Origin of the sequence: Rhizobium sp. Leaf262 (assembly GCF_001422245.1) — a bacterium.
In the GTDB taxonomy this organism is placed as follows: Bacteria; Pseudomonadota; Alphaproteobacteria; order Rhizobiales; family Rhizobiaceae; genus Agrobacterium.
In genome coordinates this window covers 90,424-115,386 of the sequence record NZ_LMMM01000017.1, presented here as the reverse complement: position 1 = coordinate 115,386, position 24,963 = coordinate 90,424, and the positions used below count along the sequence as shown (strand labels likewise).

Below are 24,963 nucleotides of genomic sequence, written 5' to 3'. Positions count from 1 at the left end.
CCAGGGATAATCTACTCAAGGGATCGCAGAGTTCGGAAGTGTCGAACGCGAATATCTGCCTAAGTCACTGTGACGGGCTCCACTTGGAGATCGTCACAGGCGCCCCCTTGTAAGCCGGAGTTCCTGATCTCGGGTCGAAATCGGATAGCGCCATCACCTTATTGAGTTCTGGATAATAGCCTGCGACCGAACCTTGCGGAATGTTGTATTCAACCGCTATGAAACCAGTCAGAACACGTGATTTCAAAGGTTGGCCGATGTCCATTCCAGCGACCTGAACTTGCTCCCCTTCGGTGATACCGCGTAGGTCCATATCGGCTTTGTTCATAAGAATCACGTCCCGTCTGCCAAAAATGCCCCGATAACGGTCATCCATATTATAGATGGTCGTGTTGTACTGACCGTGGGCGCGGATGGTCGTCAGAACAAGGCACTTGGGGTCGACCAATCGCGGATCGTCCTCAAGCCCTGCCGCAACCAGAAAATTGGCTTTCCGGTTTGGCGTATGCCACTCACGTCTCGATGCAGGGATATCCAGACGGAAACCGCCTGGCTTGCGAACTCTGAGATTGAAGTCGAAGAACTCAGGAAAGACGATCTCGATTCTGTCTCGGATGCGGTCATAGTCTTCCACCATCTCGTCCCATGGTATCTGGTAGCGTTCCCCAATTGTGGCTTTGGCAATCCCGGCAATGATCGCTGGCTCTGACAGAAGTTGTTCGCTCGGAGGTTTGAGGAAACCCTTCGAGGCGTGAACCATCGACATCGAGTCCTCGACTGTCACGGATTGTAGCCCGGTGCCTTGCTGATCTTGGTCGGTTCTGCCGAGGACAGGCAGCAAGATCGATGTTTCCGCCGTCAGCAGATGAGATCGATTGGGCTTTGTAGCGATATGAACGGCCAGCTCAAGTTGCCGCATGCCCTCGAACACAGCATCGGGGTCCGGCATAGCGACAGCAAGATTTCCTCCGAGGCAAATCAGTGCTTTGGATTTCCTTGAAATAATCGCTTTTAGGCTCTCGACAGCGTTATGGCCTTTCTCCGCCGGTGGTCTGAAGCCAAAAGCTTTCTCGATGCCGTCCAGAAGTGCGGCGCTCGGCATTTCTGTGATCCCGACAGTTCGATCCCCCTGTACGTTGGAGTGCCCGCGCAACGGGCACAGGCCGGCCCCCGGCTTTCCGATATTTCCGCGAAGCATGAGGAGGTTCGCCAATTGCTGGACGATTTCGGTTCCAGCGAAGTGTTGTGTCACACCCATCCCATAGCAAATAATAACCCGATCGGCCTTTACATATGTGTTCAGTGCGCTCTCGAAATCCTCACGTCCTAGGCCAGAAGTCCGGTAAATCTGGTCCCATGTTGTTCCCTCAACGTCGGTCTTGATTTCATCAAGTCCAAAGGTATGTTTATCGATGAATTCGCGGTCGAGAAGGCCGGCGCCACCATCCTCGATTTCCAGTAGATCCCGCTCGAAAAGCAGTTTTATCAGTCCTTTCAATAGCGCAATGTCGCCTCCCGTTTTGATTTGATGGTAGGAGGATGCAATAGGTGTCGAGGAAAGAGTAATCATCTCGACAGGATTTTGCGGAGCCGCAAAACGTTCCAGCGCTCGCTCACGCAGCGGATTGAATACCATGATCGGGACCCCTCTTTTGGAGGCGTCGTGCAACGTGGTCATCATTCTCGGATGATTGGTTCCAGGGTTGTGACCGATGCTGATGATAAGGTCACATTTGTCGAAATCAACCAACTCCACAGTTCCCTTGCCAACTCCGATCGACTGGGGAAGCCCGACCGACGTCGCCTCGTGACACATGTTAGAGCAATCGGGAAAATTGTTCGTGCCAAAGGCGCGAACAAACAACTGGTAGAGGAACGCGGCTTCGTTTGAGGCGCGGCCAGACGTGTAAAACTCGGCCTGATTTGGATCTGACAACTCGCTCAACCGTTGCCCAATCGTATCAAATGCCTGCTGCCAGGATATCGCTTTAAAGCGATCGCTTGCTGCATCATATACCATCGGTGAAGTGAGGCGCCCGGAATCTTCGATGCGATGGTCACTCCAGTCCCACATTTCAGATACGGTATGGAGCGAGAAAAACTCGGGATCCGCCCTTTTTCGGGTGGCCTCCCATGTAATCGCCTTTGCTCCGTTTTCGCAGAACTCAAATGCGGAGGTATGGTCGGGATCTGGCCACGCGCAGCCCGGACAATCAAACCCGTCCGGCTGATTTGCTTTGAGTAACGCGTTAACGCCGGTCAAAGAGAGTTGCTGTTCTTTAAGGGTCCTGGCAACTGCTTTTAAAGCACCCCACCCTCCCGCCGGCGCGCGGTAGTCTTCAACACCCTCTAGCTTGTCTTCCGTCATGCTAGCCTCCGATCGGTTACACAACAGAGATGGAAGCCGTATCTTTCGTCGATGTCTTGATCATCACGGTTACGATTTGTACGGGAGCACATAGCCTCAAAAGGGCGAGCCTCTCAACAGCTAGCCGCTTGCGGCATCTGCGATGCCAGTCTCATCCATACGCTGTTCCGATTTCAGCAACTATGAGTTCCGGCCGTTGCCGCTAGTGGATGGGCTCTTCGAATGACACCTTTAGAGCAGTCGAGTGATCAACCACCGACCTCATCAATCAAAGGAGAACGACAATGTCATACGACAGGATTACAGCCCAGAATTCCGCAGTACTTTTCGTCGATCACCAAACAGGCCTAGCCAACGGCGTGCAGACCCAAAGCCCGCCGGAGTTCAATAACAACGTCAAAGCATTTGCCACTCTTGCTAAGATCTACAAGCTGCCGACAATCATTACGACCAGCGCTTCTGATGGTCCAAACGGACCTATCATGCCGATCGTGACAAACCTTCTTCCAGACGCGACCATCGTCCACCGCCCGGGCGAAATCAATGCTTGGGATAACAAGGACTTTGTTACCGCAGTTAAGAACACCGGGCGCAAGAAGCTGCTGATCGCTGGCATCTCGACAGAGGTTTGCCTCGCTTTTGCAGCGTTATCAGCGAAAGAAGATGGTTATGACGTCTATGCCGTCATCGATGCTTCTGGAACGTGGAACAAGATTGTCGAGGACGCCGCTATTGCACGTATGGTGCAAGTCGGCATCAAGCCAATCACCTGGGTCGCAGTAGGCGCAGAACTTCTCGGCGACTGGCGTTCGGAGCTCGGCCAGGAGCACGCGCAACTGATGGGCGATCATCTCCCATTCTCTGCCAACAACATCTCCGGCTACCTTGCAGCCAAAGGGCAGTGAGGGCGACGGCAGAGGGCGCTGTCTGGGGGCCATTTCATTGCCCGCAGACAGCGCCCTCTGCCGCATCACCATCCACGCATCCAGATATGAGCCCATGATTTTCAGTCTACTGCTTGGTCAGCAGTTGTTGAGCTAGGTTTACGGATTACAGAGGTCTTTGAAATGGAAGTTGGGATTTTCAGCATCGGTGAAGTCACTGCCGATCCTTCGACTGGAAAGGCGCAGACGGAGCACGAAAAACTCCAGGCTATGGTGAAGATCGCGGTCCATGCCGACAAGGCTGGGCTAGACGTCTTTGCGATCGGTGAACACCATAATCCACCCTTCGTCCCGAGTTCCCCTACCACCATCCTGGGCTATATTGCCGGTCAGACAAAGCAGATCACATTGTCAACGTCGACCACGCTGATTACGACCAATGATCCTGTAAAAATAGCAGAGGATTTTGCAACGCTTCAGCAGCTTTCGGCGGGCCGCGTCGATTTGATGCTCGGCCGCGGCAACACGACCGCCGTCTATTCTTGGTTCGGAAAAAACGTTGAAGACGCGGTAGCTCTGACCGTCGAGAATTACGGTCTCCTGCACAGGCTCTGGCGAGAGGATCGTGTTGATTGGGAAGGTAAGTTCCGTACCCCTTTGCGCGGATTCATGTCCACACCTCGGCCGTTTGGAGCGAAGCCGCCCCTTGTGTGGCATGGATCTGTATCCAATCCCGACGTTGCCGAAATCGCGGCGTATTACGGCGATGCATTTTTTACCAACAATCTCTTCGGCCCGGTCGAACATTTTGGTCAACTTGTGCAGCTGTATCGCGAGCGCTTCGCCCACTACGGGCACGGCACGGCTGAGGAGGCAATCGTCGGCGCTGGCGGACAGATCTTCATGCACCCAAACTCTCAGGACGCGTTGGCGCAATACCGGCCCTTTTTCGCCAACTCCAGGATTTATCGCGGTGCTGGGCTCGAGCAGGTCATGGAGAACACCTCCCTGGCTGTCGGAAGTCCCCAGCAAGTAATCGACAAAATCCTGACTTTTAGAGAACATTTCGGCCATTACCGCCGCCAGCTGTTCACGCTCGAAATGGGTGGGGTTCCGCTCAAGACCGTGCTTGAACAAATTGATCTGTTGGCCGAACGAGTTGCGCCAGTCCTTCGCCGCGAGATGTCCACGGCACAGCCTATTTGAGGCTATATCTAATTCAGGGCAATTACCAACATTCTCACAACTATCGTCATCAAAGATCAGTTCTCAACTTTGGCAGGCTCCAACGCCTCACCATGCCGATCCTGTAAACGGGCTGATTCCAAGGCTGGGCCAGAAGCTATTGCGCGGTCTCGGCTCTACGAGACCATCGCCCCCTACGGCGCTACACGCTGGCGTCCAAAATGCGGCGGTAGCTTACAATACCCTGAACCCCTCCACGTTTAATTATTGGCTGGCGAAGGCACGATGCTTGTAGGTCTCGGCAAACCGTGGCTCTACGATACCAGAGCGCCGAAGCACTTAGTCCGCGGCTTACTTTCGGCTGTGTGTTGTTGTCACACAGCTTTCGAATTCTGAAAAATGCGGCGCCGCAAGCGTCGCGCGAAATATCATGAACTGCAAGAACAGGCGTTTCTTGGCTGAGGTCGCCAAGAACGATCATCCAATGGCTGAAGCCAATGTGTCGCCGGATCTTGTGAGTACGCACCTTATAGCGAAGCCCGAACCCGCTGGACTGTTGCAGCGGGCGGAAGAAAGCATTTGCGATTTGCGAGCTTAATTAACGCTCCAGATACACTATTCTTATGGGTGACGCTCGGCGAAGAACTCGCTGTCACCCGTAAGAATTCAGCTTGACACTGGGTCTCAACGACGAGCGGAGAACATCACCATGAAGAACTAAAATCGGAGACCTCCAGTGACGAAGAATCCATTAACACCGATTATGCGTATACATATCCGACTGGCGACTGAAGCCAGGGGGGCATCTATCGATGAAAGTCTGCTCGCGGAGGCGAGCGAGCTTGGATTAACTGGCGCCGAAATTGACGCCGCGATGCGCGGAGCAAGTTTCAATGCTGTGACAGATGTCGCGGTCAAATATGCCCTTGCTGTCCGCGAGGGTAACGACGCCGCGGCCGACGCTGCAAAGAAGAAGCTGATTGCTTTCACCACAATGGATGTCAGCCGGCAGATCAACGAAATGCTGTCCGCACCGATGTAGCAGCCGGCATTACAGCTATATCAACACCATGTTTCGTGCCGATCCCGCGATGCTATTGCAAACCGAGGATGCAACGAAGTAGCGAAGTTATTCAAGGAGGGGAACGCATGGATCGCTGGCAAGCCATGAAAGTATTCGTAAAGGTCGCGGAAGCAGAGAGCTTTGCGGACGCTGGACGCCAACTCCACATGAGCCCTCCTGCCGTTACCCGCGTTGTTTCCTCGCTAGAGGATATCATTGGAACGCGTCTTCTGACGCGCACCACCCGATCCGTGAAATTGACCGAGTCCGGTAACAGGTATTTCACCGACTGCCAGAGGTTATTAGCGGATCTTGCAGACGCCGAAGCGGCAGCTGCGGGCGCATTCGCGAAACCCACCGGTACACTCTCTATCACGGCCTCTTCCATGTTCGGCACAATGTTTGTGCTACCCGTGGTCACGGAATACTTGGATGAATATCCAGACGTGATTGGACGGTGCTTATTTTTGGATCGCGTTGTAAACATTGTCGATGAGGGCATCGATGTGTCGATACGTATTGGCCACTTGCCGGACTCGGGTTTTTCTGCCATTCGAGTTGGCTCCGTGAAGCGGGTGATCTGCGGATCTCCTGACTATTTCGATCGGAATGGCGTTCCTCTCACCCCCTCGGATCTGTCTCGTCACCGAATTGTCGCTTCAACGAGCGCTTGGTCATCATTGGAGTGGCGTTTTGGTTCGGAGCAAAAGACGGTCGTGCATGTGAGCCCGCGTCTTTTCACAAGCACGAACGAAGCAGCGATTTCCACGGCGGTCAAGGGATGGGGCCTTACTCGGGTGCTTTCCTACCAGATCGCCCCGGAGCTCGAGCGCGGTCAACTTCAGACAGTTCTGGCTGATTATGAGGAAGAGCCGCTGCCTATACACGTCGTTCACCCCGATGGACGTCACGCCTCTGCAAAGGTGAGAAGTTTTGTGGATTTCGCCGTGGCAAAGCTCAGAGCGAACCGGCATTTTAGCTGATGCGTTTTCGACCGCGCGTTGTCGCGCGGTCACCGTGTTCCAGCAGCACGAGCACCCTCCGGATCTACTTTGCGGCTTCTTCGATGACCTTAACGACTTCGTCCGGGTGAGAAACCATAACGACATGGGACGCCCCGCTCACAACAACGGTTTCTTTAGAGGATGCTCGCTCGGCCATCCATCCCAATGCCCTCGCTGGAATGTTCTTATCCTTCTCACCATAGATGAAGTAGGAGGGAATTTCCTTCCATGCGGCACCTGGAGCGGCCTCAGTGAGGGCTGACAGCGTTACAGGGCGCTGTGTATCTGCCATGAGAGCGGCGACGGCTGCCGGGACATCGGCGGCAAATTGCCCATGGAATTTTTCTTTAGCAATATACATATCTTTGCCTCCGTCTGCTAAGATGACTGGTTCGTCGAGCGTCGGCTCCAGCGTGCTACCGGGATACTTGGCGCTAAGATCCGCAGCTGACTCGCCGATGTCAGGTGCGAACGCTCCGACAAAAACTAACGCCTTGACGTTCTTCGCGCCGACGGCGGACGCACTGATGACAGCTCCCCCATAGGAGTGGCCCACGAGAACCACCGGCATTTTGATGCTTGAAACGATCCTTGCAACGTAATCGCCGTCAGTTTTCACGCCTCGAAGGGGATTTGCAACGGCAACGACTTCGAAGCCGTCCGCGTGCAGTCGCGAAATCACCCCATTCCAACTCGAAGCGTCAGCGAATGCACCGTGAACTAACACGACGGTCGGCTTGGGCGATTGTGCGCCGGCCGGCGCTGTAATAGCGGCCGCGATAATTGCCGCGGACAGTACCTTCTTGATTGTCAGCATTTCGATCTCCTTCTTAAAGAGCTGGTATTTTCATTTCTGGTCGCTAGCCTTTCCCACTGACTAAACCGCAGTGCTCTATAGGTGGCAGCGGTCAGAGTGCGAGTTCTAGCGGGCCGTCATCTACAAGATCGGTCTGAGCGGGATATGCACTGCAAATGAGGACCTCCTCATCTCCCACGGCAGCCTGAGGCAGCGTTTTATAGGCTACCTTTCCCTTCACTATCCGAGTGGCGCAGGTCCCGCAGGTTCCACCTCGGCAGCTGTAATCCGGGGATAATCCTTCAGCCTCGGCAAGCTCCAACAAGGTGCCACTTTCTGGACGCCATAGTGCTTGCTTTCCAGATTCCGTGAAGACAACGGGGACGTCGTTTGCCGAGGGAAGAGCACCTTCAGCCGCCAATGAGCCGATATCTGGACGACGCAAGATCGAAGCCGGGCCGAAGCTTTCGGCGAAAATGCGCTTGTCTGCTACGCTTAGCGATCGCAGCCCGTCATAAGTATCTTGCATGAAAGCGGCTGGACCGCACAAATAGAAGTCGAAGTCCCCGAATGGCAGGACCTTTTTCAGAAGAGCGATATTTATGCGGCCGATTTCGTCGTAATCAATCTCTTTGACGGCCTCTTGTTGAGAAGACAGTACCCGGATCAATGATACGGCCCCATCACTTTGAGAGACCAGGTCTGCAAGTTCTTCAGAAAAGCCCTGTTCCGCCTTACTTCGCGCGGAGTATATCATCCACGTCTTACGCATCTTCTGCTTCCGCCGACCCTCATAGACAATGTGTCGTAGCATCGCCAACATGGGAGTAATCCCCACTCCGGCTGCTAGTAAAACGGCGGGACGCTCTTCTAGGGGGTCGATTGTGAATCCACCGGCTGGCGCGCGCACCTCAATGAGTGAACCGACATCCAATTGGTGCAAGTGCTGCGAGACGCGCCCCTCTTTTTTTACGCTAATCCGGTAACCAGCGTCTGACGGCGCAGTCGAGAGCGTGTAGGTTTTGATAACGGGATCCTCATCATCCGTAAGTAAGACACGGATTGGAAGATGTTGTCCTGCCTTATGAGGGATCAGGCCCGCTCCGTCGCTTGCCGAGAGGTAAATTGATCTGATGACTGAACTTTCATCGACAACCCGATCAACCTTGAATGGCCGCCATGCCTTAGCGAGTTCCGCGGCTTTCAAACGTTCACCGACTTGGCTCCAGTCTCCTGTCATCGTTGAAAACGGGCTCTCCCCTCCATCTCTCGTATTCCAGCGAATCGGTAGCGCTCCGCGGCGTCGTACGATACGCTCTGGGCGAAAGGTCCAGAGCCTCTCTGCGCCCTGGAACGCGGCAATTTCAGGTGATTCGAGGAGAACCTTTGCCCGTCCGGACAGCTGAAGAACATCACCTGAATAGGCGTCGAGAAACGTCAATCCAGCGCGGCCGTTCAGGGCAAAATTTCCAAGGGTGTTAAAGAAAAAATTGCCGTTGAAGTCAGGGATCGTGAAGACCCCGTCAGCGCCTACCCGGACAAAACCCGGCTTTCCTCCGCGATGAGACACGTCGACTTGGCGGTCTCTACCAACCTCCGCATAAGAGGCAACAAAAAATGTATCCGCCAAGCCTATGAGAGCTCGAGCCTCATCATCGAGACCATCTAGAGTCTCCACAACCGGTTCGAAAGCGACTGTTGGATCACGCTCAAAGTGGTGGTCACGATACTGGATGTACCTTGGGCAATTTCCATAGCTATGGATTACTTGCAGATCGAAGCCGGTTTCAGTGTGTCGACGGATATTTCCGTTGAGCCTGTTTCGTCTGCGCGTGTGAAGCTCGATGCCAAGAACGCCAATTGGCGCACCTTCGTGGGCACCTTCAAATGCGGGATCGGACTGATCAAATTTTGTCGAAATGCCAAGCGTATGCTCATCGCTCGCCTTGAGGAAGCCTGGATACCCGGTCAGAAAGGTTGCCCACGGATTGTCCTGACGGTCAACGGCACCAACGACCAGGAAGGGAAGTTGAGGATAAAACTTTTGATGCTGCTCTAATAGACGACTTCTGATGTAGCGGCGCCCTACATCGTACATCTTTTCCACGACCCCGACGGACGATTGGATCTCAATCTCGCCCCTGTGCCATGGCGCTTCCGGCAGTTCGTAAACAATCTTTGCATCAGCCGCCATGACAGTCTCCAAGGGTGCGTTACGCTGCTAGGCCAACCGGCGTCTTTCCGAATTCGACGAAGCCCGGAAGAGACTCGACACGTTCGAGCCAGGCGCGAACATTGGGATAGGCGGAAAGGTCTACGTTGCCCTCAGGAGCACGTGCCGTGTAGCTATAGATCGCGACATCAGCAATTGTGGGACGGTCAGATACAAGCCACTGACGGGTAGCAAGTTCCCGATCCAAAACAGAATAGAGCGCGTGAGCACGTGCAATGACTTCGTCTGCATTATACTTCGCACCGAAGACGGTGATCAAACGGGCGGCGGCGGGACCAAATGCAATCTGTCCTGCGGCAACTGAAAGCCAACGTTGAATGTGAGCAGCCCCGGTCGGATCCTCAGGCAACCAGTCGGACTTTCCAAGTTTCTTTGCGACGTAAGTGAGGATCGCGTTAGAGTCCGATATGGCAGTTTCACCGTCTATGAGCACCGGAACTTGGCCGAAAGGGTTGAGCTTAAGGAACTCCGGCTTTTTGTGGTCTCCTTTGGTTAGATCGACCTCGATCAACTCAAATGGCTGAGCAACAAGAGAAAGAAAGAGGCGGGCTCGGTGTGCGTGGCCGGACAAGGGATGAAAATACAACTTCATGACAATCTCTCCATTTCGAGTAACCCGTGTGAGCCACTCCTGAGAGCTAATTTGCGCAGGTCGGCTCAATCAATGAAGACGGTTTTCACGGAAGTCAGTATTCCACATATGACAGGCAATTGGCGTGATCGTCCCTGTCTCGCGCCGGCGCACACCAGTCTGCCGTAGAACGTGCGGGAAGCGGACGACGCCTTTGCGCTCGCACATCCATCAAAGCAACCGGATGCAGAAGTCTGAGCGATTGTTAAAACATAACTCTACTCTCGGCAGCCGTGCATGCTCGTCGGCCTTCGGTCAAATGGGCATTGGCGGTTTGCCACATGCTCCACAGCATGGATAGAAGGCCAATTCCTTCGATTTGCGGAATGCTGCCTTTCTTGTTTTCGGTCTTCAAGTGGAGCCCTTGCAGGCTCATTTTCAATTCGACGAAAGGAAGGTCTTTCGCAGTTTGAAAAGGAGAAAACAATGTCCCGCATTCCCACACCGGCTACAATCGCCGATGCACCAGAGGAATCCCAGCCGATCCTCGAGACTATTAAGAAGCAGATCGGCTCGGTGCCGAACATCTTTCGGCTGGTCTCAAATAGCCCTGCCGCGCTCACCGGACTGACGTCTCTTCAAGGTGCATTGGCAAAAGGGAAACTCGCTCCAGCCACGCGCGAACGTATCGCGCTGGCCATGGCTGAAGCGAACGGCTGCGACTACTGCCTTTCCGCTCATACGTTTACTGGCACCAAATTCGCCAAGCTCGACGCCGATGAAATCTTTGCGAATCGTCGGGGCACATCGAATGATCCGAAGGCCGCTGCTGCTGTAGAATTTGCGCGTGCGCTAACGACCACGAGAGGCGCTATCGGTCCAGAAGAAATCGCGAAGGTCCGATCAGCCGGCTACGCTGATGCCGAGATCGTAGAGATCATCGCTCACGTCGCTCTCAACACCTTCACAAATTACGTCAACGAGGCGTTAGAAACTGAGATCGACTTCCCGCGCATCGATAAGGCTGCGGCTTAATATAAAAGGGAACGACCCAAGTCGTTACCCTCCCGCTTTGTCCCAGACTGAGGAGCTACCAATGTCACGACCACCGCTTCCACCGTTCACCAAAGACACTGCTATCGAAAAAGTACGCCTCGCAGAGGACGGCTGGAATAGTCGCGACGCTGCAAAGGTGGCCTTGGCCTATACCTTGGATACGCGCTGGCGAAATCGCGCCGAATTCGCCAAGAATCGGGCTGAAGCCGAAGCATTCTTGACCCGTAAGTGGAATAAAGAGCTCGATTATCGACTCATAAAAGAGCTTTGGGCCTTTACTGATAATCGGATTGCCGTCCGTTACGCCTACGAATACCACGACGACAATGGCCAGTGGTTCCGCGCTTACGGAAACGAGAACTGGGAATTTGCTGAAGATGGGCTCATGCGAGAACGACATGCGAGCATCAACGAGCATCCCATCAGCGACGCTGACAGAAAGTTTCGTTGGCCCTTAGGTCGTAGACCTGATGATCACCCCGGCTTGAGTGACTTCGGTTTCTGAACCGGTTCTAACTCCGCACTGCCTTGAACGCGCCGATCCCGTAGATTGGAGCGTTCTGAGCGTTGTCGGAGCTGCAAAACGAGCATCAGCGCTCGCTATAATCCCGGTGCTTAAGGATCTCTTCGGTATTTTTCACTCGCATGTCTCAAGCTTCTCGCAAGGCCGGCATCTTTCGATTGCACCAACGACACTCTGTCAACGGCATAAACTGTTCCGATATGAGGAATTAACAGAGTGGCAAGGGGAGTATATGTTAAATTCAGCCGTCGACAAATTGCTGTCCCAGGCTAGTTCGTTTGCTTGTTGTGTGGCGAGAATTAGGCGTTCTCTGTTCGAGCCCAATGCAACTGACGAGTGATTTCGCCGTTCTACGTCGAAGGTGAAAGTCAACCGCCAATCAAGGGGCTACCATTGTCACTCGCAGTCAACAGAACAGAACCTGAGGCTCGCTACACGGGCCTCTTCACGTGGGATCTGAAGGCAGACGCCGTCTATGCCGACGAAGTCATGGCGGTTCTCTTCGGTATGGAGCCTGAAAAAGCAAAACAGGGACAGCCGATCATCGAATATCTTCACAAAATTGTTCCAGCGGAAAAATCGGGTCTCAAAGACGCGATTGACGACGCCATATTATCGGGCGATCGCTACTCACATAAGTATAAGGTCCTGACCCAAGAAGGAGATCAGGTTGAAGTGACAACGATTGGCCAGTGTTTCCGTGATGCCTCGGGCACGCCGTCGGTCTACGCTGGGGTCATGTATCTTGGTTGGCATGACGATCTTTCGGCAGGACCGGCATTCTGGCATTGCCTGCGGGCATTGAGCCTCGCCCAGGCTAACAGGCGCCTCGATATCGTAAAGAATATTGAAAAAGCTTTGAAGCTGCTTCGTAAGAAGCTGACGGGCACCCTCGATTTGACATCACGCAATCTGGTGTTAACCGGCAACCGGTGAAGTTCTCCGATACGAGCGCCTCGTCTGCACTGCCATACAGCTTCGTTCATTTAACGATCGCGCTCCACTGGCGCTTCGATTACCCTGTCACTCCACTATTCGGGGTCACGGATGCGATAGAAGCGGCCGGTAAAAAGCTTCCCCGGACCAGAAGCAAGATCGATCCAACGCAAATGGCGATAAGGCCCCCATTTGTTATAGCAAATAATGCGACGGATAAGCCTTCTAAGATGATGTCTGTGCTCGAGCTTGCGACCCTGATCGCGGCCGTCGAAATGGATGTCAGACCAAACGTAAAAGCCCAGTAAGACGCCGAGAACGGTTGCCTCAGGATCCACGGCAAGAGGCGCAGTATGATCGCGAGTTGCAGTATCGCGTAGCCCAAGAGTGCGTGAACGAAGACATCCGGTACGCTGCCGATGACGCTCAAATAGGCGACGCTGCCCACTGCTGGTGGTGCGAGTTGAATGCCGAGGGTTGGTCGCAATGCCGCGGCCATTTCGGGTAGAGTATAGAAACGATGCAAAAGAACGGATTCGATAGCGAGCCAGGAGAAAAAGCCCGCCCCAAAGGCCAGTTGCCCTGTTTCACGGGAACCCAGCGCGCCTAAAAGGATCGCAGTTACAAATGAGCCTGCGACGGTCGGCAAATACAAGACAGCGGTAGATGCGGAGGGGTCTCTGGCACCCTGCCATAGTCGACCGGTTCGCCACAACGCGAAGGAAAAGGTGAACACGAAACCGGCGGCAAACAGCGCCTTTGTGAAGAGCAGAGAATACGGAAGCAGGGCCAGGCCAGCGAGCATGGTCGCAACGCCTGCCAACCCCACATAGCAACATTGAACGGCATGATCCGCCTCGGCGAGCGCCGCCGCTGGTGCTAGAACCCATTTGAGACCATACAGCACAGTGATGACCAGCCACACCGCGGCGCCAGAAAGACTGAGGATCTCCCCTGGCAAAGAGGGCAAAGCCCATGCTTCCGCGGCTGTCCGCCATGAACTTCCGAACCCGATCAGGCCAAGCACGATGCCAAAAAATGACGCTGGCACCCTAGCAAGCCAGTTAGAAGCGGAATCGCGTCTATTGCTCTCAAACATATCCTGGCTCCAGAATTGCATACGACTGGGATTTGCATCAAATCCCTCGCCTGATTTTTGGGGGCCGAAGCTTCGACGAGGGACGGGCGAATTCAGCGGCGCGGTTATAGACCGCACCGCTGTACTTACTTCATTTTTTAGCGGACAATTTACGGTCCAGAAAGCTATGGATGAGCGGTGCCATCTCATCCAGCTTGTCCTCAAGGGCAAAGTGGCCAGTATCGAGAATGTGGATTTCAGCATTGGGTAAATCACGAAGATACGGGTGCGCACCCTCTTCCGGGAAAATTTTATCGTTTTTGCCCCATACGATCAGGGTCGGCGGTTTACGATCGCGAAAGAACTGCTGGAACTTCGGATAAAGGGGCACATTCGTTCCATAATCATGAAACAGATCTAGCTGGATGTCTTTATTTCCTGGGCGGTCAAGGAGAGCCTGGTCGTGGACCCAGTTGTCCGGGCTGATCCGAGTCAAGTCTTTTACACCATCCGTATACTGGAATTTGGTGGTTTCAAGCGTGACCAATCCAGAGAGTGCCTCGCGGCTTTCACTAGAACCATCGCCCCAGTACTTTTTAATCGGGTCCCAGAATTCTCGAAGACCTTCCTCGTAGGCGTTGCCATTTTGTACGATGAGGCCAGTGACGCGCTCGGGGTGCTTAAGTGCAAGCCGATATCCGACGGGTGCACCGTAATCCATGACATACATCGCATATTGCTTGGCATCGACCTTAGCCAGAAGCCCATCTACAAGGTTTGCGTAATGCTCAAACGTGTAGGCGAACTTTGTATGATCTGGAGCGTCGCTCTGGCCAAAGCCAGGGTAATCTGGAGCAATTACGCGATAGCGATCTGCGAGCTGCGGGATCAAATTGCGAAACATATGCGACGACGTGGGGAAGCCATGAAGGAGAAGGACTACCGGCCCGTCTTTAGGGCCTGCCTCACGGTAGAAGATATTTACTCCATCCACTTCCACCGTCCGGTAGTGGACCGTGACAGGAGCATGTTGCATAGCTGTGACAGCTTTTGCTGTTTGAGGTGACGCGGCATGAGAAAACGAGGCAAAGCTCACGCTTGCCAACATCATGACTGCCAATATGTGCTTCATTTCAGTTCTCCTCAGGTTGGATGGCAGCGATGTGCTGACCTGGAGAAGAACATAACGGGTGATGCCGCGGCGATAATCGGCAGAATGTGAAAGTATTTATTCCAAATTGCGAAACGGTGACGCCCTTTTGAGCTCAAGCCGGGCGGTCGCGACACTGTGTCAAGCAGAGCCGCGTTACTTGATAGTTTTCGCGATGTGTCGAAAAATTCACGCTCGCGCAAAGCTTTTCCCGAAAGCTAGCCGCTGCGCTTTCGGGATGGCTAACGGATACCGTCTCTCCAAGCCGCTGGAGACACTCCGAACTTCGCTTTGAACACACGTGAAAAATGGCCCTGATCCGCGAAGCTGCACTCCAGCGCTATCTGAGCGAGCGGAATTCCTCGACGCAACATGTCCTGAGCTTGCCGGACGCGATAATCGAGGAGCCATTGATAGGGTGTCAGCCCCGTAGAGCGTTTGAAAGCTCTAATAAAGTATCCGACCGAAAGGCCGCAAAGCGATGCGATTTCGTCTATCTCGACCACCTTGTCTACGCAGCTGACGAAATATTGCGTTGCAAGATCCAGATGTTTGGCAGACAATCCGCCCTTGCGTTCAGTGAGAGCAATGCCTCCGTAGCGATACGCGACGTGAGCTTTCACTGCTTCGGCAAGATGGTCTATCAACAGCTTCCTGTGTGGCGAATTATTGGTCACCAGCGGAACGAAGGTCTCCGTTAACCCTTTGAGGATAGGATCGACAGGCCCGTCTTCTATTCGCAACAGCGCAAATGGAACCCGACCTTGTTCAAGCGCAAAGTCCCTCAGCCCGGCGCTCGAGATGTTGAACCTGACATTGTCGAAAGCCGACTCCGGTCTACACGACCAGTTTTCCTCGAGGTCCATTATCGCCATGCTTCCCGACGCGTGACCTCCACTGAAGACCAGCCGACCCGAACGCCAAACACTATGCCTGATATAATCGGCTCTCTGGACGATCACGGTAAACCCATCGAAGTTCGGGACCGCTTTCGTTTCGTGGCTAGCGGCTTCCTGGTTGGAAACGACATGAACGATTTCAATGCCATCGGCTTTAAGTACGTTCCGCTTCATTGATCAGGATACCCTCAAGACGCTGTTTCGCACCACCAACTTGGTGAAGAAAATTGTAGGGACCTTGCGGCTGACAACGCAGTGACGAAGCCTCCACATCATGTACCGCCGCGAGGCCCAATCGATACCGTTTGCCTGCTCGACGATTGTCCACGTGTAACCTTAACAGCCGGTGACATACCCCCAGAAGAGGCTGTTTAAAAAAGTTCGTGGATACAACGCGTTCATTGAAAATTGAACGCGGCGGCATGTACAATAATCTTCAAAATCGGTCGTTTATCTTCAAGACGAAATTTCCCTCGCGTTTAAGGTCATGTTGCAAATTGTCCGAATGGCGGCAAAATCGGGGAAACCATGGATCAGCAAGATAACCCCGAAGAGGTACGCGAGCTCCTTGCTTCATCTAAATCGCCAATCGGCCAAGTAATCGGAAACGTCTTCGGCCTCGCAGCTCCACCGACCCGCCACACTCTCACGATCAAGTCGTCTGCCATTACGCTCACGCATCTTGAAGTGATCCACGCTCTCCGCGAACTGACGACACCGCTGCCCAGCGAGAAAGCGCTTCTTCTTTCGTTGTGGCTGACACCGATGACTGGGCACGAACAATGGAAATGGGGTCAGTTTGTCAACTCTGATGACTATCCTGCGGGTTCAATGAACTTGGTTCACCTTGAAGAGGAGACACAAGGGCTCTTCAGCAACCCATTTGCCTCCATCCAAGTTCACTTGCCAGAGATGGCGCTTCGTGAACTCTCGAACGACGACCGTGTCCCCGATTTCACAGTTCTTCTCCAAACAAACTCGCAGGCTGATCCATTCGTCGCACTTTTAGGCCAGGCTCTTTTGTCCGCTCTTGCCAATAATGATGGTGTTGAAAGCCTGTTGTTCGACCATCTGATTCTAGCCCTGCATAGTCACCTCATAGAGCGTTATTCCACTGCGCCACGACTTGACTTGAAATTCCGTCGCCTGAGCATGCGACAGGAGCGGCTCGCCAAAGATTTACTTACAGCAGATCTAACTGTTGAGCCTTCTTTGGTAGATATTGCGGCGAGTTTGGACATGCCAGTTTCTGTGTTTGGCAACGCGTTTAAAACGACAACCGGAAACCCGCCCTTCAGGTGGCTACGAGCCTACCGAGTCGAGGCGGCCAAGCGACTTTTGAAAGAAACTGCGCTTTCGCTTGCCGAAATAGCTTACTCATGCGGATTTGCAGATCAAAGCCATTTCACGCGCGTCTTTACTAAGTCAACAGGTTTCACCCCTGGCCATTGGCGTAAGAGCTCCTAAAAAGGGTCGCGTAATTGCGGCGACCAGTCTTCCTTTACCACCAATGAACATTGATGCGGACGCGTGGCGGCCCGAGGATAACACTGTTACGTAAAAGCGGAATAAAGCCTTGCACGCTTTGCTCATTATCGAATGGGCTCCCGAAGGTATGGTCTTAGGCATTGTCGCATCCAAAGGGGACCTCGCCGCCATGAACTCGATCGCCAATCATCCATCTGTTAATCGCCGCTCCTTACTCACGGGAGCTCTTGCGGCTTTTGCCGCCGCGCCGTTTCTGGCACGCCGTGCCTTCGCAAAACCTGACACCATCGTGGATTCGCTCAGGGAAGCGGCAGCCCATGCCGACATCACCACACATCCGACCCGTGGAAATATTTCAGTGCTGGAAGGCTCCGGCGGCAATATTGCCGTCTTGACCGGCAAGCAAGGTAAGGTTCTCGTAGACGCGGGTATCACCGCAACGCGTGCTCGGATCGAGCAGGCCCTTTCGAAGCTAGGCAATCAGCCTGTCACCCATCTCATCAACACGCATTGGCACTTCGACCATACCGACGGAAACGAGTGGCTGCACTCTGTAGGCGCCGCCATCACTGCTCATGAGAACACACGCCGGCACCTGCTTGAGGCGCAGCGGGTCGATGATTGGAACTTCGACTTTCCGCCTTCCCCCTCCGGTGCGATCCCTGCGACCCTGATAACAGGCGACAAGGCTCTGGAACTTGAAGGAGCAAAGATCGCGATCACAACCTATCAACCAGCCCACACGGACAGCGACATCTCCGTTTTCTTCGAGGAAGCCAACGTGATCCATGTCGGGGACATCTTCTGGAACGGACTTTACCCGTTCATCGACTATTCGACCGGCGGAAGCATAGACGGAACAATCGCAGCTTCAGCGAAAGTCATCGCTGCGGTGGATTCCGATACCGTCATCATTCCTGGTCATGGCAAGCCGCTCAGCACGCTCGACGATCTGAAGCATTATCACGAGATGCTGGCGACCATCAGGGACAATGTGGCGAGGCTGAAATCGGCGGGTCGCTCCGTCGAGGAGACGGTCGCAGCCAACCCGACTGATGCATTTGACGAGCAATGGGGCAAAGCGATCATCAGCCCAGCCTTCTTCACTCGTCTTGTCTACAAGGGCGTCTAAGCAAGCGCGACGGTATTCACGGCGCTATCCGATGAACCAAACCACAAGCGCAACCCCAGACAACGAGCGTCTACAATGACCGAAAGCCAACCATTCAACGTCTCGCGTCGAGACGTCCTGCTCGCAGGCTCAGCGCTGCTGCTGGCCTCCGGAGTTCCGGCATTTGCCACGACAACCAACGCATCAACCATTCAACAAGGAGAAACGACAATGACAGAGGCATTCATTACCTCCAAGGACGGCGTCAACCTTTTTTATAAGGATTGGGGGCCGAAGGACGCGCAGCCGATCGTATTCCATCACGGCTGGCCCCTGTCTTCCGACGACTGGGACAATCAGATGCTGTTTTTCCTGTCGAAGGGTTATCGCGTGATCGCTCATGACAGACGTGGGCACGGTCGCTCGCAACAGGTGAGCGACGGTCATGATATGGACCATTATGCCGCCGATGCTTCGGCAGTCTATGAGCACCTCGATATCAGAAATGCCGTTCACATCGGCCACTCGACAGGCGGCGGTGAGACCGCTCGTTATGTCGCCAACTTCGGCGAACCGCAGGGCCGTGTCGCTAAGGCTATCCTTGTCAGTGCGATCCCGCCCTTGATGCTGAAAACACCATCGAACCCTGACGGCACGCCGATCGAAGTGTTCGATGGCCTGCGCAAGGCATTGGCCGACAATCGCGCACAATTCTATCTCGACCTGCCTACAGGCCCCTTCTTCGGCTTTAATCGGCCAGGTGCAAAAATCTCGCAGGGTCTCATCCAGAATTGGTGGCGCCAAGGTATGATTGGGAGCGCCAAGGCACATTATGAGGGGATCAAGGTATTCTCGGAAACTGATCAGACCGAAGACCTGAAGAAAATTTCGGTGCCAACGCTCGTCCTCCATGGCGACGATGACCAGATCGTGCCCGTCAAGGCGTCTGCAGAACTTGCCGTTAAGCTCCTGAAGGACGGGACTTTGAAGGTCTACCCCGGTTACCCCCACGGTATGCTCGCTACCAATCCAGATGTCCTGAATGCGGACATGCTGGCATTCATCCAAGGATAAATCAGACACCAAGGAGTGGGGATTGCACAGGCGATCCTCACGTCCGCAAGCCTCGTCAAGACTTGATTGGATACCGCTTCCGAGCTCGGCGTACTTTTGCTCTGTGGCAAGCTTTAGACCTGCCGGCTTTGCCGAAGTTCGTGAATCAAGTCGACAAGCCGGCGGAGCTTTGCCGGAATGTTACGTCGTCCCGGATAGTACAGACATAGGCCGGGATAGGGTGGGGTCCAATCGGACAAAACCTGCTCCAGTCTTCCAGCAGCAAGATCGTCTCTGACCTGCCATTCGTTCAGATAGGCGAGACCTCCTCCGTCGCGGACAGCCCGCAGCATCAGATCGCTATCGTCGAGCACAAGTTTGCCTGGAACATCGAGCGTAAAGCTTTCACCTCGTCGCTCAAACTCCCATCGATAGATCGTTCCGCTCGCCATTCGAGCGCGAATGCAACAATGCTTCTGGAGGTCTGCTGGGACCTGCGGCCGCTCATAGCGACGGAAGTAATCTGGCGACGCGACGATAGCCGGGCGAATATTATCGCTGATCGGAACAACCACCATGTCCGCAGGAACGGCCTCCCTGATCCTAATACCGGCATCGAAGCCTTTAGCGTTAACGTCTACCAGCGCTCCCTCTGTCACGATCTCCACCGCCATCTGTGCATTCCTGCGCATGTACTCGAGAATTAGCGGTGTCAGGATCATCCGCGTAGCGCCGACAGATGTATTGATGCGTAACGTACCCGTAGCGTCTGCCCGATGCTCGTCGACATGCTCAACGGCGCCGCGGATCGCCTCCAGCGCCGGACCGACGCTGGCGACAAACTGCTCGCCAGCTGCCGAGAGAACGACACTGCGGGTCGAGCGGTTGAACAGTCTAACACCCATGCGGGCCTCCAACGTAGCGACCTGCTGGCTGAGGGACGATGACGATATCCCAAGCTCGCGAGCCGCCGCCCGAAACCCACCCTGAGACGAAACGGCAAGGACAGCCTCCAGTTCAGCAAGTGAGCCGCGCATCATTGTCCGTATTCTCCTATCAGCCTGACCGTTTTTGGCCACCTTATCAGGACAGGCCCGGAATGCCAGATATGGCTGGAAAGCAAAAGGAGTCTCAGATGCGAAACATCGACAAAATCTATATCGAGGGACAGTTCGTCACGCCGAAGGGCACCGAGATGGCGGATCTCCACAATCCATCTACGGAAGAGAAGATCGGCACGGTCCGGCTTGCCAGCGTCGAGGACGCACGGGACGCCGTCGCCGCTGCGAAGCGCGCCTTCCCCACATTCTCACGCACTTCAAAGGCCGAACGCATCGACATGCTGAAGCAGTTGAACGCGGCTGTTCTTGCGCGCGTGCCAGACTTGACGGAAGCAATGGCACTTGAGTATGGAGCGCCACAGATTTTCACACGATTTTCTGTCCCGCATGCTGCATCAAGCTTTGCTACCATGGCAACCGTTCTGGAAGCCTACGATTTCGAGCGCCAGATTGGCCGCGCGCGCGTCGTCATGCAACCCTCCGGCGTTGCAGCCGCCATCACGCCCTGGAACAGCAATATCGGTTTCATCACGTCGAAGCTTGCAACCGCCATCGCCGCTGGCTCGACCATCGTCATCAAGCCTAGCGAGATGAGCGCGATACAGACGCAGATCCTCACCGAGTGTCTTCATGAAGCAGGCTTGCCGACGGGCGTGTTCAACATAGTCAACGGCTATGGCAATATCGTCGGCGCGGAGCTCAGCCGGCATCCTGATGTGGCTAAAGTGACGTTCACCGGCTCTACTGCGGTCGGCAGGGAAATCCTGCGAAATGCAGCCGACACGTTCAAGCGCGTCACCCTGGAGCTTGGCGGCAAAGGACCGAACATCATCCTCGACGACGCCGATCTTGACGTGGTCATCCCAACCGTCCTGCGAATGGGCTTCATCAACAGCGGCCAGGCTTGCATCGCCGGCACGCGTATCTTGGTTCCAAAGCATCTGCTCGACGGCGTCCTTGCCAGGCTGAAGCAGGAGATCGAGACGTTCAAGGTTGGCGCCCCGAGCGACCCGGATGCCGTGGTTGGCCCGATGGTCAGCCAGAAGCAGTATGATCGGGTTCAGACCTATATCGAACTCGGACTGGAAGAAGGCGCGAGCGTCCTGACAGGCGGTCCCGGACGGCCCGCCGGATTGGACCGTGGTTGGTTCACGAAGCCAACCATATTCACTGGCGTCACTAACCAGATGCGCATCGCGCGCGAGGAAATTTTCGGACCAGTCCTGTCGGTGATCGCCTATCACGACGACGACGAGGCTGTGTCTATCGCCAACGACACTCCCTACGGACTGCAGGCCTATCTTCACGGCACTGACGCGTCGCGCATGCAGACGCTTGCGGGTAGGCTGGACAGCGGACGCGTCGTCATCAACGGGGCGCCCCATGAACCGCTTGCTCCTTTCGGAGGATTCAAGCAGTCGGGCATTGGCCGCGAATATGGCGTATTTGGCCTGGAAGCATTTCTGGAGCCAAAGGCAGTCATTGCGTGATACCAGCCAAGACGCGCGGAGCTTTAGCCCCGTGTGTCAACCAGTTCATAATCGTCACAATTATGCCGAGGGTCTCCCATTTAGCTTAAGTTCAATGCTTAGTTTAGCGAAGCGAATTTGTATGGCTGAAATCTCTATCCGCTCCTCCGCAGTTTCCGTTGTCATGCTCCGCAAGGTTCCCGCTGGGCATGAGGTCTTGCTTATGCGTCGGAACGGGACCCTCGTAGGAGAGTGGTGTCAAATCTCAGGAGGCATCAAAAAAGGTGAAAAAGCCTGGGAAGCCGCAATACGTGAGGTCCGCGAGGAGGCAGGTTTAACATGCCGCACGCTCTACACTGCAGACATATGTGAGCAGTTCTACGAGGCCGATCGCGACACTATAAGCATCTTCCCCGTCTTTGTCGGCTTCGTAGACGCTGACATGGAGGTCGTGATCAACGATGAACACAGCGAGTTCAAGTGGGTCCAGATAAGCGAAGCCCTCAGTATGGTTCCGTTTCCAGGGCAGCGACATGTTTTAAAGCATGTGGAAACGGAGTTTATAGCGCGGGAGCCAACTCGCCACCTGTTGATCCACGACGCCCATGCAGGCACGACAACGAAATAGCGGTCGAGCGGAATTCAACGCGCCATCGCTTCCAGAAACATTGGCCGTGACCGTCACAAAAACTCTAAACTAGCGGCTTCGATCCGCTAGTCGAACAAGAATCTTGCCAACAGCTTTCCCGCTTTCCTGCAATTCGTGTGCTTCTGTCACGGCTTCAAGAGAATAAGTCTTCGCAATTTTCGGCGTGTATGCCCCGGAGGCGGCGCAGGCCGAAACCTCATTGGCTGCCTGCCGCATAGCGGCTTCCGGCATGGTGTAGACATAGACGAAACGAAACGAGAAGCCGCCGAGCAACGCCGGAAAGAACGGGATGGCCAGCTTGGCCTGAGGCGATTCCGTCGAGTAGGCTGAGACGACGCCATCGCGAGCGAGGCAGGAGATTGCCGCGTCGATGTTGGCTGAGATATCGACGTCCACTATGCGGTCGACTCCGTGGCCGCTCGTTGCCAATCTGACGGCTTGAGCGACATCCTCAACGTGCCGGTTGAGGATGATATCTGCTCCAGCCTGCTGCGCGATCTCCGATTGTTCTTCTCTGCTTACTGTTGCCGCGACCCAAGCGCCCGCCCATTTGGCAAGCAGGATTGCCGCGTTGCCGACAGCGCCTGCTCCGCCCTGAATGAGCACCCGTTTGCCACGCAGGTCGCCGTCCGCGAACAGGCAGCGATGCGCGGTCATCGCAGGCACGCCGAGCGACGCCCCGATCTCAAAGGAGACGTTGTCGGCCAGACCAACGGCCTGCACTGATGGCACGACGACGAACTCTGCTGCGGTTCCGAATGCCCTGCCCCACTGCGCCATGTAGATCCAGACCCGCTCGCCAACACGCGTCTCAGGCACGCCTGGCCCGACGGCGTCGATGATCCCCGCACCGTCCTGATGCGGCACGATTAGGGGAAAGGGCATGGCCTTCCCGCCAAATCCGGTTCTCGTCTTGATATCAGAAGGATTGATGCCGGAGAACATCATCCTTACCCGGACCTCTCCGGTGCCGGGCTCCGGATCAGGGAGTTCACCCACAGTGAGGACCTCTTGAGCAGATCCCTGTCGCTCGTAATAAGCAGCTCGCATCACACACCTCTCGTATATTTGTTGTCAAATAGGTCCAAGATGGGCGTACTTGCAAGTAGGCAACAGTTCTGCCTATAGGGATACAAAGTACACTATCGGAGCGCATGATGACTGCTGGCGAGAAGTGCCCTGTCGAAACAACAGTCGACGTTACGGGTGGAAAATGGAAGCCGATGATCATTTACCGGCTGCTAGCCGGTCCGCGACGGTTCGGTGAACTGCGTCGCCTGGTCGGCGACCCTAGCCAGCGCTCGCTCACAATGCAGCTCCGCGAACTGGAAGTTGACGGCATTGTCGCGCGCGAAGTCTTTGTGGAAGTCCCGCCTCGTGTCGAATACTCGCTCACACCGTTCGGACAGACGCTCGCGCCAGTGCTGATAGCGATGCGCAACTGGGGCGTTACGTTTCAGGAGCGACGTTCGACGAAGTCGTCCTAGAGTTTCTTTGTACTAGCTGCCACCATTCGCAGAGAACCTCTCGACAAAGAAGTCGATGAGAACTCGGACCTTTCGAGACACGTGCGATCCCGGCGGCCGCACGATGTAAATTCCAACTTCAGGTAGGCTATATTGCTGCATGATCGGTACAAGCGTGCCCGCCTCCAGATAGCTTTGCGCGATCACGACAGGTAGGGCCGCGACGCCTAACCCGGCTGCGGTTCCCTCTGCGATACCTGCGGCGCTGTCGGCCTTGAATCGTCCTTGACTATTCACCACAACTGTTCGATTGCCCTCCGACACCTTCCAGCTCTCGGTACCCTGAAGAATCGCCTGATGCTCGAGTAGGTCCGAGGGTTTCTGCGGAACACCGTGAACTCGCAGATACTCGGGATTGGCGAATAGGCCGACTGGAAACACTCCTATTTTGCGCGCGGTCAAACTCGAGTCCTGGAGATAGCCGACGCGGATTCCGCAATCGAAGCCGTCTGCGACGAGGTCGACGTATCTGTCGCTGTAATGCGCGTGCAGCTGTAGCAGCGGATGCCGACGGGCGAGCTCAGCGAGCGCGGGCGCGAAGTGTCCAGGACCGAAAGATGACGGTACAGCTACACGTAAGCGGCCCCGCAGCTCTCCAGTTGGTAGCATCTCCTCGCGCGCCACGTCCATCTCCAGGCACATGCGGGCTGCGTGTTCACGGAAGGAGACGCCAGCTTCGGTCAAAGACGCACCTCTGGTCGTGCGCGCCAGAAGCTGGACGCCGAGCTCGCTTTCGAGGCGGACGAGCCGCCGGCTGACGATCGACTTCGGCAGACCCAGACGCTTAGCCGCGACTGTGATGCCACCGCCGTCCGCCACCTCCACGAAGGTCTGCATGTCCTCGAAGCTGATCATCTTAG

General features: G+C 54.9%; 23 protein-coding genes. 13 read left to right on the top strand and 10 right to left on the bottom strand.

Features of this window, described 5'->3' with window-relative positions:
- Window positions 1-64 precede the first annotated feature (64 nt).
- A complete protein-coding gene (locus ASF29_RS16805; protein WP_062451815.1) occupies window positions 65-2,368 on the bottom strand; it encodes an FdhF/YdeP family oxidoreductase in 2,304 nt (767 codons plus the stop codon).
- 284 nt (window positions 2,369-2,652) lie between these two features.
- Here ASF29_RS16805 and ASF29_RS16800 point away from each other — a divergent pair, with 284 nt between their 5' ends.
- The 4 genes from ASF29_RS16800 (at window position 2,653) to ASF29_RS16785 (ending at window position 6,483) form a co-directional block, all read left to right on the top strand.
- Complete coding sequence (locus tag ASF29_RS16800; RefSeq protein ID WP_062451814.1) at window positions 2,653-3,273, top strand: isochorismatase family protein; 621 nt, start codon at window positions 2,653-2,655, stop codon at window positions 3,271-3,273.
- A 162-nt stretch (window positions 3,274-3,435) separates the two neighbouring features.
- A complete protein-coding gene (locus ASF29_RS16795; RefSeq protein WP_062451813.1) occupies window positions 3,436-4,458 on the top strand; it encodes a CE1758 family FMN-dependent luciferase-like monooxygenase in 1,023 nt (340 codons plus the stop codon).
- A gap of 715 nt (window positions 4,459-5,173) precedes the next feature.
- Window positions 5,174-5,479 carry a hypothetical protein gene (locus ASF29_RS16790; protein WP_139104397.1) on the top strand — a complete coding sequence of 102 codons (306 nt, stop codon included), beginning with the start codon at window positions 5,174-5,176 and terminating at the stop codon, window positions 5,477-5,479.
- 107 nt (window positions 5,480-5,586) lie between these two features.
- Entirely contained in the window at window positions 5,587-6,483 is an 897-nt protein-coding gene (locus ASF29_RS16785) for a LysR family transcriptional regulator (protein WP_062451811.1), read from the top strand.
- Window positions 6,484-6,547: 64 nt separating this feature from the next.
- Here ASF29_RS16785 and ASF29_RS16780 read toward each other — a convergent pair whose 3' ends face one another.
- The 3 genes from ASF29_RS16780 to ASF29_RS16770 all read right to left on the bottom strand — a co-directional run bounded on the left by ASF29_RS16780 (window position 6,548) and on the right by ASF29_RS16770 (window position 10,125).
- Window positions 6,548-7,321 (bottom strand): alpha/beta hydrolase, encoded by a 774-nt coding sequence (locus ASF29_RS16780; RefSeq protein ID WP_062451810.1) that lies wholly within the window; start codon window positions 7,319-7,321, stop codon window positions 6,548-6,550.
- A 91-nt stretch (window positions 7,322-7,412) separates the two neighbouring features.
- The gene (locus ASF29_RS16775; protein ID WP_062451809.1) at window positions 7,413-9,494 is read right to left on the bottom strand and encodes a pyridoxamine 5'-phosphate oxidase family protein; all 2,082 of its coding nucleotides are present in this window, start codon (window positions 9,492-9,494) and stop codon (window positions 7,413-7,415) included.
- 19 nt (window positions 9,495-9,513) lie between these two features.
- Window positions 9,514-10,125 (bottom strand): glutathione S-transferase, encoded by a 612-nt coding sequence (locus tag ASF29_RS16770; RefSeq protein WP_062451808.1) that lies wholly within the window; start codon window positions 10,123-10,125, stop codon window positions 9,514-9,516.
- 465 nt (window positions 10,126-10,590) lie between these two features.
- Here ASF29_RS16770 and ASF29_RS16760 point away from each other — a divergent pair, with 465 nt between their 5' ends.
- From ASF29_RS16760 to ASF29_RS16750, 3 genes are all read left to right on the top strand, one after another.
- Entirely contained in the window at window positions 10,591-11,139 is a 549-nt protein-coding gene (locus ASF29_RS16760) for a peroxidase-related enzyme (RefSeq protein ID WP_062451806.1), read from the top strand.
- Between the two features lie 61 nt (window positions 11,140-11,200).
- Window positions 11,201-11,665: a DUF1348 family protein gene (locus ASF29_RS16755; protein ID WP_062451805.1), complete on the top strand. Its 465-nt coding sequence runs from the start codon at window positions 11,201-11,203 to the stop codon at window positions 11,663-11,665.
- A 411-nt stretch (window positions 11,666-12,076) separates the two neighbouring features.
- Window positions 12,077-12,619, top strand: a complete 543-nt coding sequence (locus tag ASF29_RS16750; RefSeq protein ID WP_062451804.1) for a PAS domain-containing protein — start codon at window positions 12,077-12,079, stop codon at window positions 12,617-12,619.
- Between the two features lie 79 nt (window positions 12,620-12,698).
- Here the strand turns inward: ASF29_RS16750 and tehA are convergent, their stop codons facing one another.
- The 3 genes from tehA to ASF29_RS16735 all read right to left on the bottom strand — a co-directional run bounded on the left by tehA (window position 12,699) and on the right by ASF29_RS16735 (window position 15,920).
- Complete coding sequence (gene tehA / locus ASF29_RS16745; protein ID WP_062451934.1) at window positions 12,699-13,718, bottom strand: dicarboxylate transporter/tellurite-resistance protein TehA; 1,020 nt, start codon at window positions 13,716-13,718, stop codon at window positions 12,699-12,701.
- A 130-nt stretch (window positions 13,719-13,848) separates the two neighbouring features.
- Window positions 13,849-14,829 carry an alpha/beta hydrolase gene (locus ASF29_RS16740; protein WP_062451803.1) on the bottom strand — a complete coding sequence of 327 codons (981 nt, stop codon included), beginning with the start codon at window positions 14,827-14,829 and terminating at the stop codon, window positions 13,849-13,851.
- 260 nt (window positions 14,830-15,089) lie between these two features.
- Window positions 15,090-15,920, bottom strand: coding sequence for an AraC family transcriptional regulator (locus ASF29_RS16735; RefSeq protein WP_062451802.1), 831 nt, complete (start codon window positions 15,918-15,920; stop codon window positions 15,090-15,092).
- A gap of 354 nt (window positions 15,921-16,274) precedes the next feature.
- On the opposite strand from ASF29_RS16735, the gene ASF29_RS16730 reads away from it, so the two are divergent.
- The 3 genes from ASF29_RS16730 (at window position 16,275) to ASF29_RS16720 (ending at window position 19,419) form a co-directional block, all read left to right on the top strand.
- Entirely contained in the window at window positions 16,275-17,213 is a 939-nt protein-coding gene (locus tag ASF29_RS16730; RefSeq protein WP_062451801.1) for an AraC family transcriptional regulator, read from the top strand.
- 190 nt (window positions 17,214-17,403) lie between these two features.
- Window positions 17,404-18,366: an MBL fold metallo-hydrolase gene (locus ASF29_RS16725; protein WP_062451933.1), complete on the top strand. Its 963-nt coding sequence runs from the start codon at window positions 17,404-17,406 to the stop codon at window positions 18,364-18,366.
- A 75-nt stretch (window positions 18,367-18,441) separates the two neighbouring features.
- On the top strand, window positions 18,442-19,419 hold the full coding sequence (locus tag ASF29_RS16720; protein ID WP_062451800.1) for an alpha/beta hydrolase: 978 nt from the start codon (window positions 18,442-18,444) through the stop codon (window positions 19,417-19,419).
- 113 nt (window positions 19,420-19,532) lie between these two features.
- Here the strand turns inward: ASF29_RS16720 and ASF29_RS16715 are convergent, their stop codons facing one another.
- Window positions 19,533-20,435: a LysR family transcriptional regulator gene (locus tag ASF29_RS16715; protein WP_200925549.1), complete on the bottom strand. Its 903-nt coding sequence runs from the start codon at window positions 20,433-20,435 to the stop codon at window positions 19,533-19,535.
- 98 nt (window positions 20,436-20,533) lie between these two features.
- Between ASF29_RS16715 and ASF29_RS16710 the strand changes: the two genes are divergently transcribed.
- Together ASF29_RS16710 and ASF29_RS16705 are read left to right on the top strand one after the other, a co-directional pair.
- Window positions 20,534-21,949 (top strand): aldehyde dehydrogenase family protein, encoded by a 1,416-nt coding sequence (locus tag ASF29_RS16710; protein WP_062451932.1) that lies wholly within the window; start codon window positions 20,534-20,536, stop codon window positions 21,947-21,949.
- 121 nt (window positions 21,950-22,070) lie between these two features.
- Window positions 22,071-22,556, top strand: a complete 486-nt coding sequence (locus ASF29_RS16705; protein ID WP_062451798.1) for an NUDIX domain-containing protein — start codon at window positions 22,071-22,073, stop codon at window positions 22,554-22,556.
- 69 nt (window positions 22,557-22,625) lie between these two features.
- Here the strand turns inward: ASF29_RS16705 and ASF29_RS16700 are convergent, their stop codons facing one another.
- Window positions 22,626-23,627, bottom strand: coding sequence for an NADPH:quinone reductase (locus tag ASF29_RS16700; RefSeq protein ID WP_062451797.1), 1,002 nt, complete (start codon window positions 23,625-23,627; stop codon window positions 22,626-22,628).
- 107 nt (window positions 23,628-23,734) lie between these two features.
- Between ASF29_RS16700 and ASF29_RS16695 the strand changes: the two genes are divergently transcribed.
- Window positions 23,735-24,064: a helix-turn-helix domain-containing protein gene (locus ASF29_RS16695; RefSeq protein WP_062451796.1), complete on the top strand. Its 330-nt coding sequence runs from the start codon at window positions 23,735-23,737 to the stop codon at window positions 24,062-24,064.
- A 12-nt stretch (window positions 24,065-24,076) separates the two neighbouring features.
- Here the strand turns inward: ASF29_RS16695 and ASF29_RS16690 are convergent, their stop codons facing one another.
- The gene (locus tag ASF29_RS16690) at window positions 24,077-24,958 is read right to left on the bottom strand and encodes a LysR family transcriptional regulator (protein WP_062451795.1); all 882 of its coding nucleotides are present in this window, start codon (window positions 24,956-24,958) and stop codon (window positions 24,077-24,079) included.
- Between the last annotated feature and the right edge of the window lie 5 nt (window positions 24,959-24,963).

Bases quoted from the DNA above. Each gene is read 5' to 3' on its own strand.
- tehA (WP_062451934.1), bottom strand. From the start codon at position 13,718: ATGTTTGAGAGCAATAGACGCGATTCCGCTTCTAACTGGCTTGCTAGG.
- ASF29_RS16775 (WP_062451809.1), bottom strand. From the start codon at position 9,494: ATGGCGGCTGATGCAAAGATTGTTTACGAACTGCCGGAAGCGCCATGG.
- ASF29_RS16715 (WP_200925549.1), bottom strand. From the start codon at position 20,435: ATGCGCGGCTCACTTGCTGAACTGGAGGCTGTCCTTGCCGTTTCGTCT.
- ASF29_RS16795 (WP_062451813.1), top strand. From the start codon at position 3,436: ATGGAAGTTGGGATTTTCAGCATCGGTGAAGTCACTGCCGATCCTTCG.
- ASF29_RS16725 (WP_062451933.1), top strand. From the start codon at position 17,404: ATGAACTCGATCGCCAATCATCCATCTGTTAATCGCCGCTCCTTACTC.
- ASF29_RS16705 (WP_062451798.1), top strand. From the start codon at position 22,071: ATGGCTGAAATCTCTATCCGCTCCTCCGCAGTTTCCGTTGTCATGCTC.
- ASF29_RS16690 (WP_062451795.1), bottom strand. From the start codon at position 24,958: ATGATCAGCTTCGAGGACATGCAGACCTTCGTGGAGGTGGCGGACGGC.
- ASF29_RS16770 (WP_062451808.1), bottom strand. From the start codon at position 10,125: ATGAAGTTGTATTTTCATCCCTTGTCCGGCCACGCACACCGAGCCCGC.
- ASF29_RS16780 (WP_062451810.1), bottom strand. From the start codon at position 7,321: ATGCTGACAATCAAGAAGGTACTGTCCGCGGCAATTATCGCGGCCGCT.
- ASF29_RS16730 (WP_062451801.1), top strand. From the start codon at position 16,275: ATGGATCAGCAAGATAACCCCGAAGAGGTACGCGAGCTCCTTGCTTCA.
- ASF29_RS16755 (WP_062451805.1), top strand. From the start codon at position 11,201: ATGTCACGACCACCGCTTCCACCGTTCACCAAAGACACTGCTATCGAA.
- ASF29_RS16805 (WP_062451815.1), bottom strand. From the start codon at position 2,368: ATGACGGAAGACAAGCTAGAGGGTGTTGAAGACTACCGCGCGCCGGCG.
- ASF29_RS16785 (WP_062451811.1), top strand. From the start codon at position 5,587: ATGGATCGCTGGCAAGCCATGAAAGTATTCGTAAAGGTCGCGGAAGCA.
- ASF29_RS16700 (WP_062451797.1), bottom strand. From the start codon at position 23,627: ATGCGAGCTGCTTATTACGAGCGACAGGGATCTGCTCAAGAGGTCCTC.
- ASF29_RS16760 (WP_062451806.1), top strand. From the start codon at position 10,591: ATGTCCCGCATTCCCACACCGGCTACAATCGCCGATGCACCAGAGGAA.
- ASF29_RS16710 (WP_062451932.1), top strand. From the start codon at position 20,534: ATGCGAAACATCGACAAAATCTATATCGAGGGACAGTTCGTCACGCCG.
- ASF29_RS16740 (WP_062451803.1), bottom strand. From the start codon at position 14,829: ATGAAGCACATATTGGCAGTCATGATGTTGGCAAGCGTGAGCTTTGCC.
- ASF29_RS16695 (WP_062451796.1), top strand. From the start codon at position 23,735: ATGACTGCTGGCGAGAAGTGCCCTGTCGAAACAACAGTCGACGTTACG.
- ASF29_RS16800 (WP_062451814.1), top strand. From the start codon at position 2,653: ATGTCATACGACAGGATTACAGCCCAGAATTCCGCAGTACTTTTCGTC.
- ASF29_RS16720 (WP_062451800.1), top strand. From the start codon at position 18,442: ATGACCGAAAGCCAACCATTCAACGTCTCGCGTCGAGACGTCCTGCTC.
- ASF29_RS16735 (WP_062451802.1), bottom strand. From the start codon at position 15,920: ATGAAGCGGAACGTACTTAAAGCCGATGGCATTGAAATCGTTCATGTC.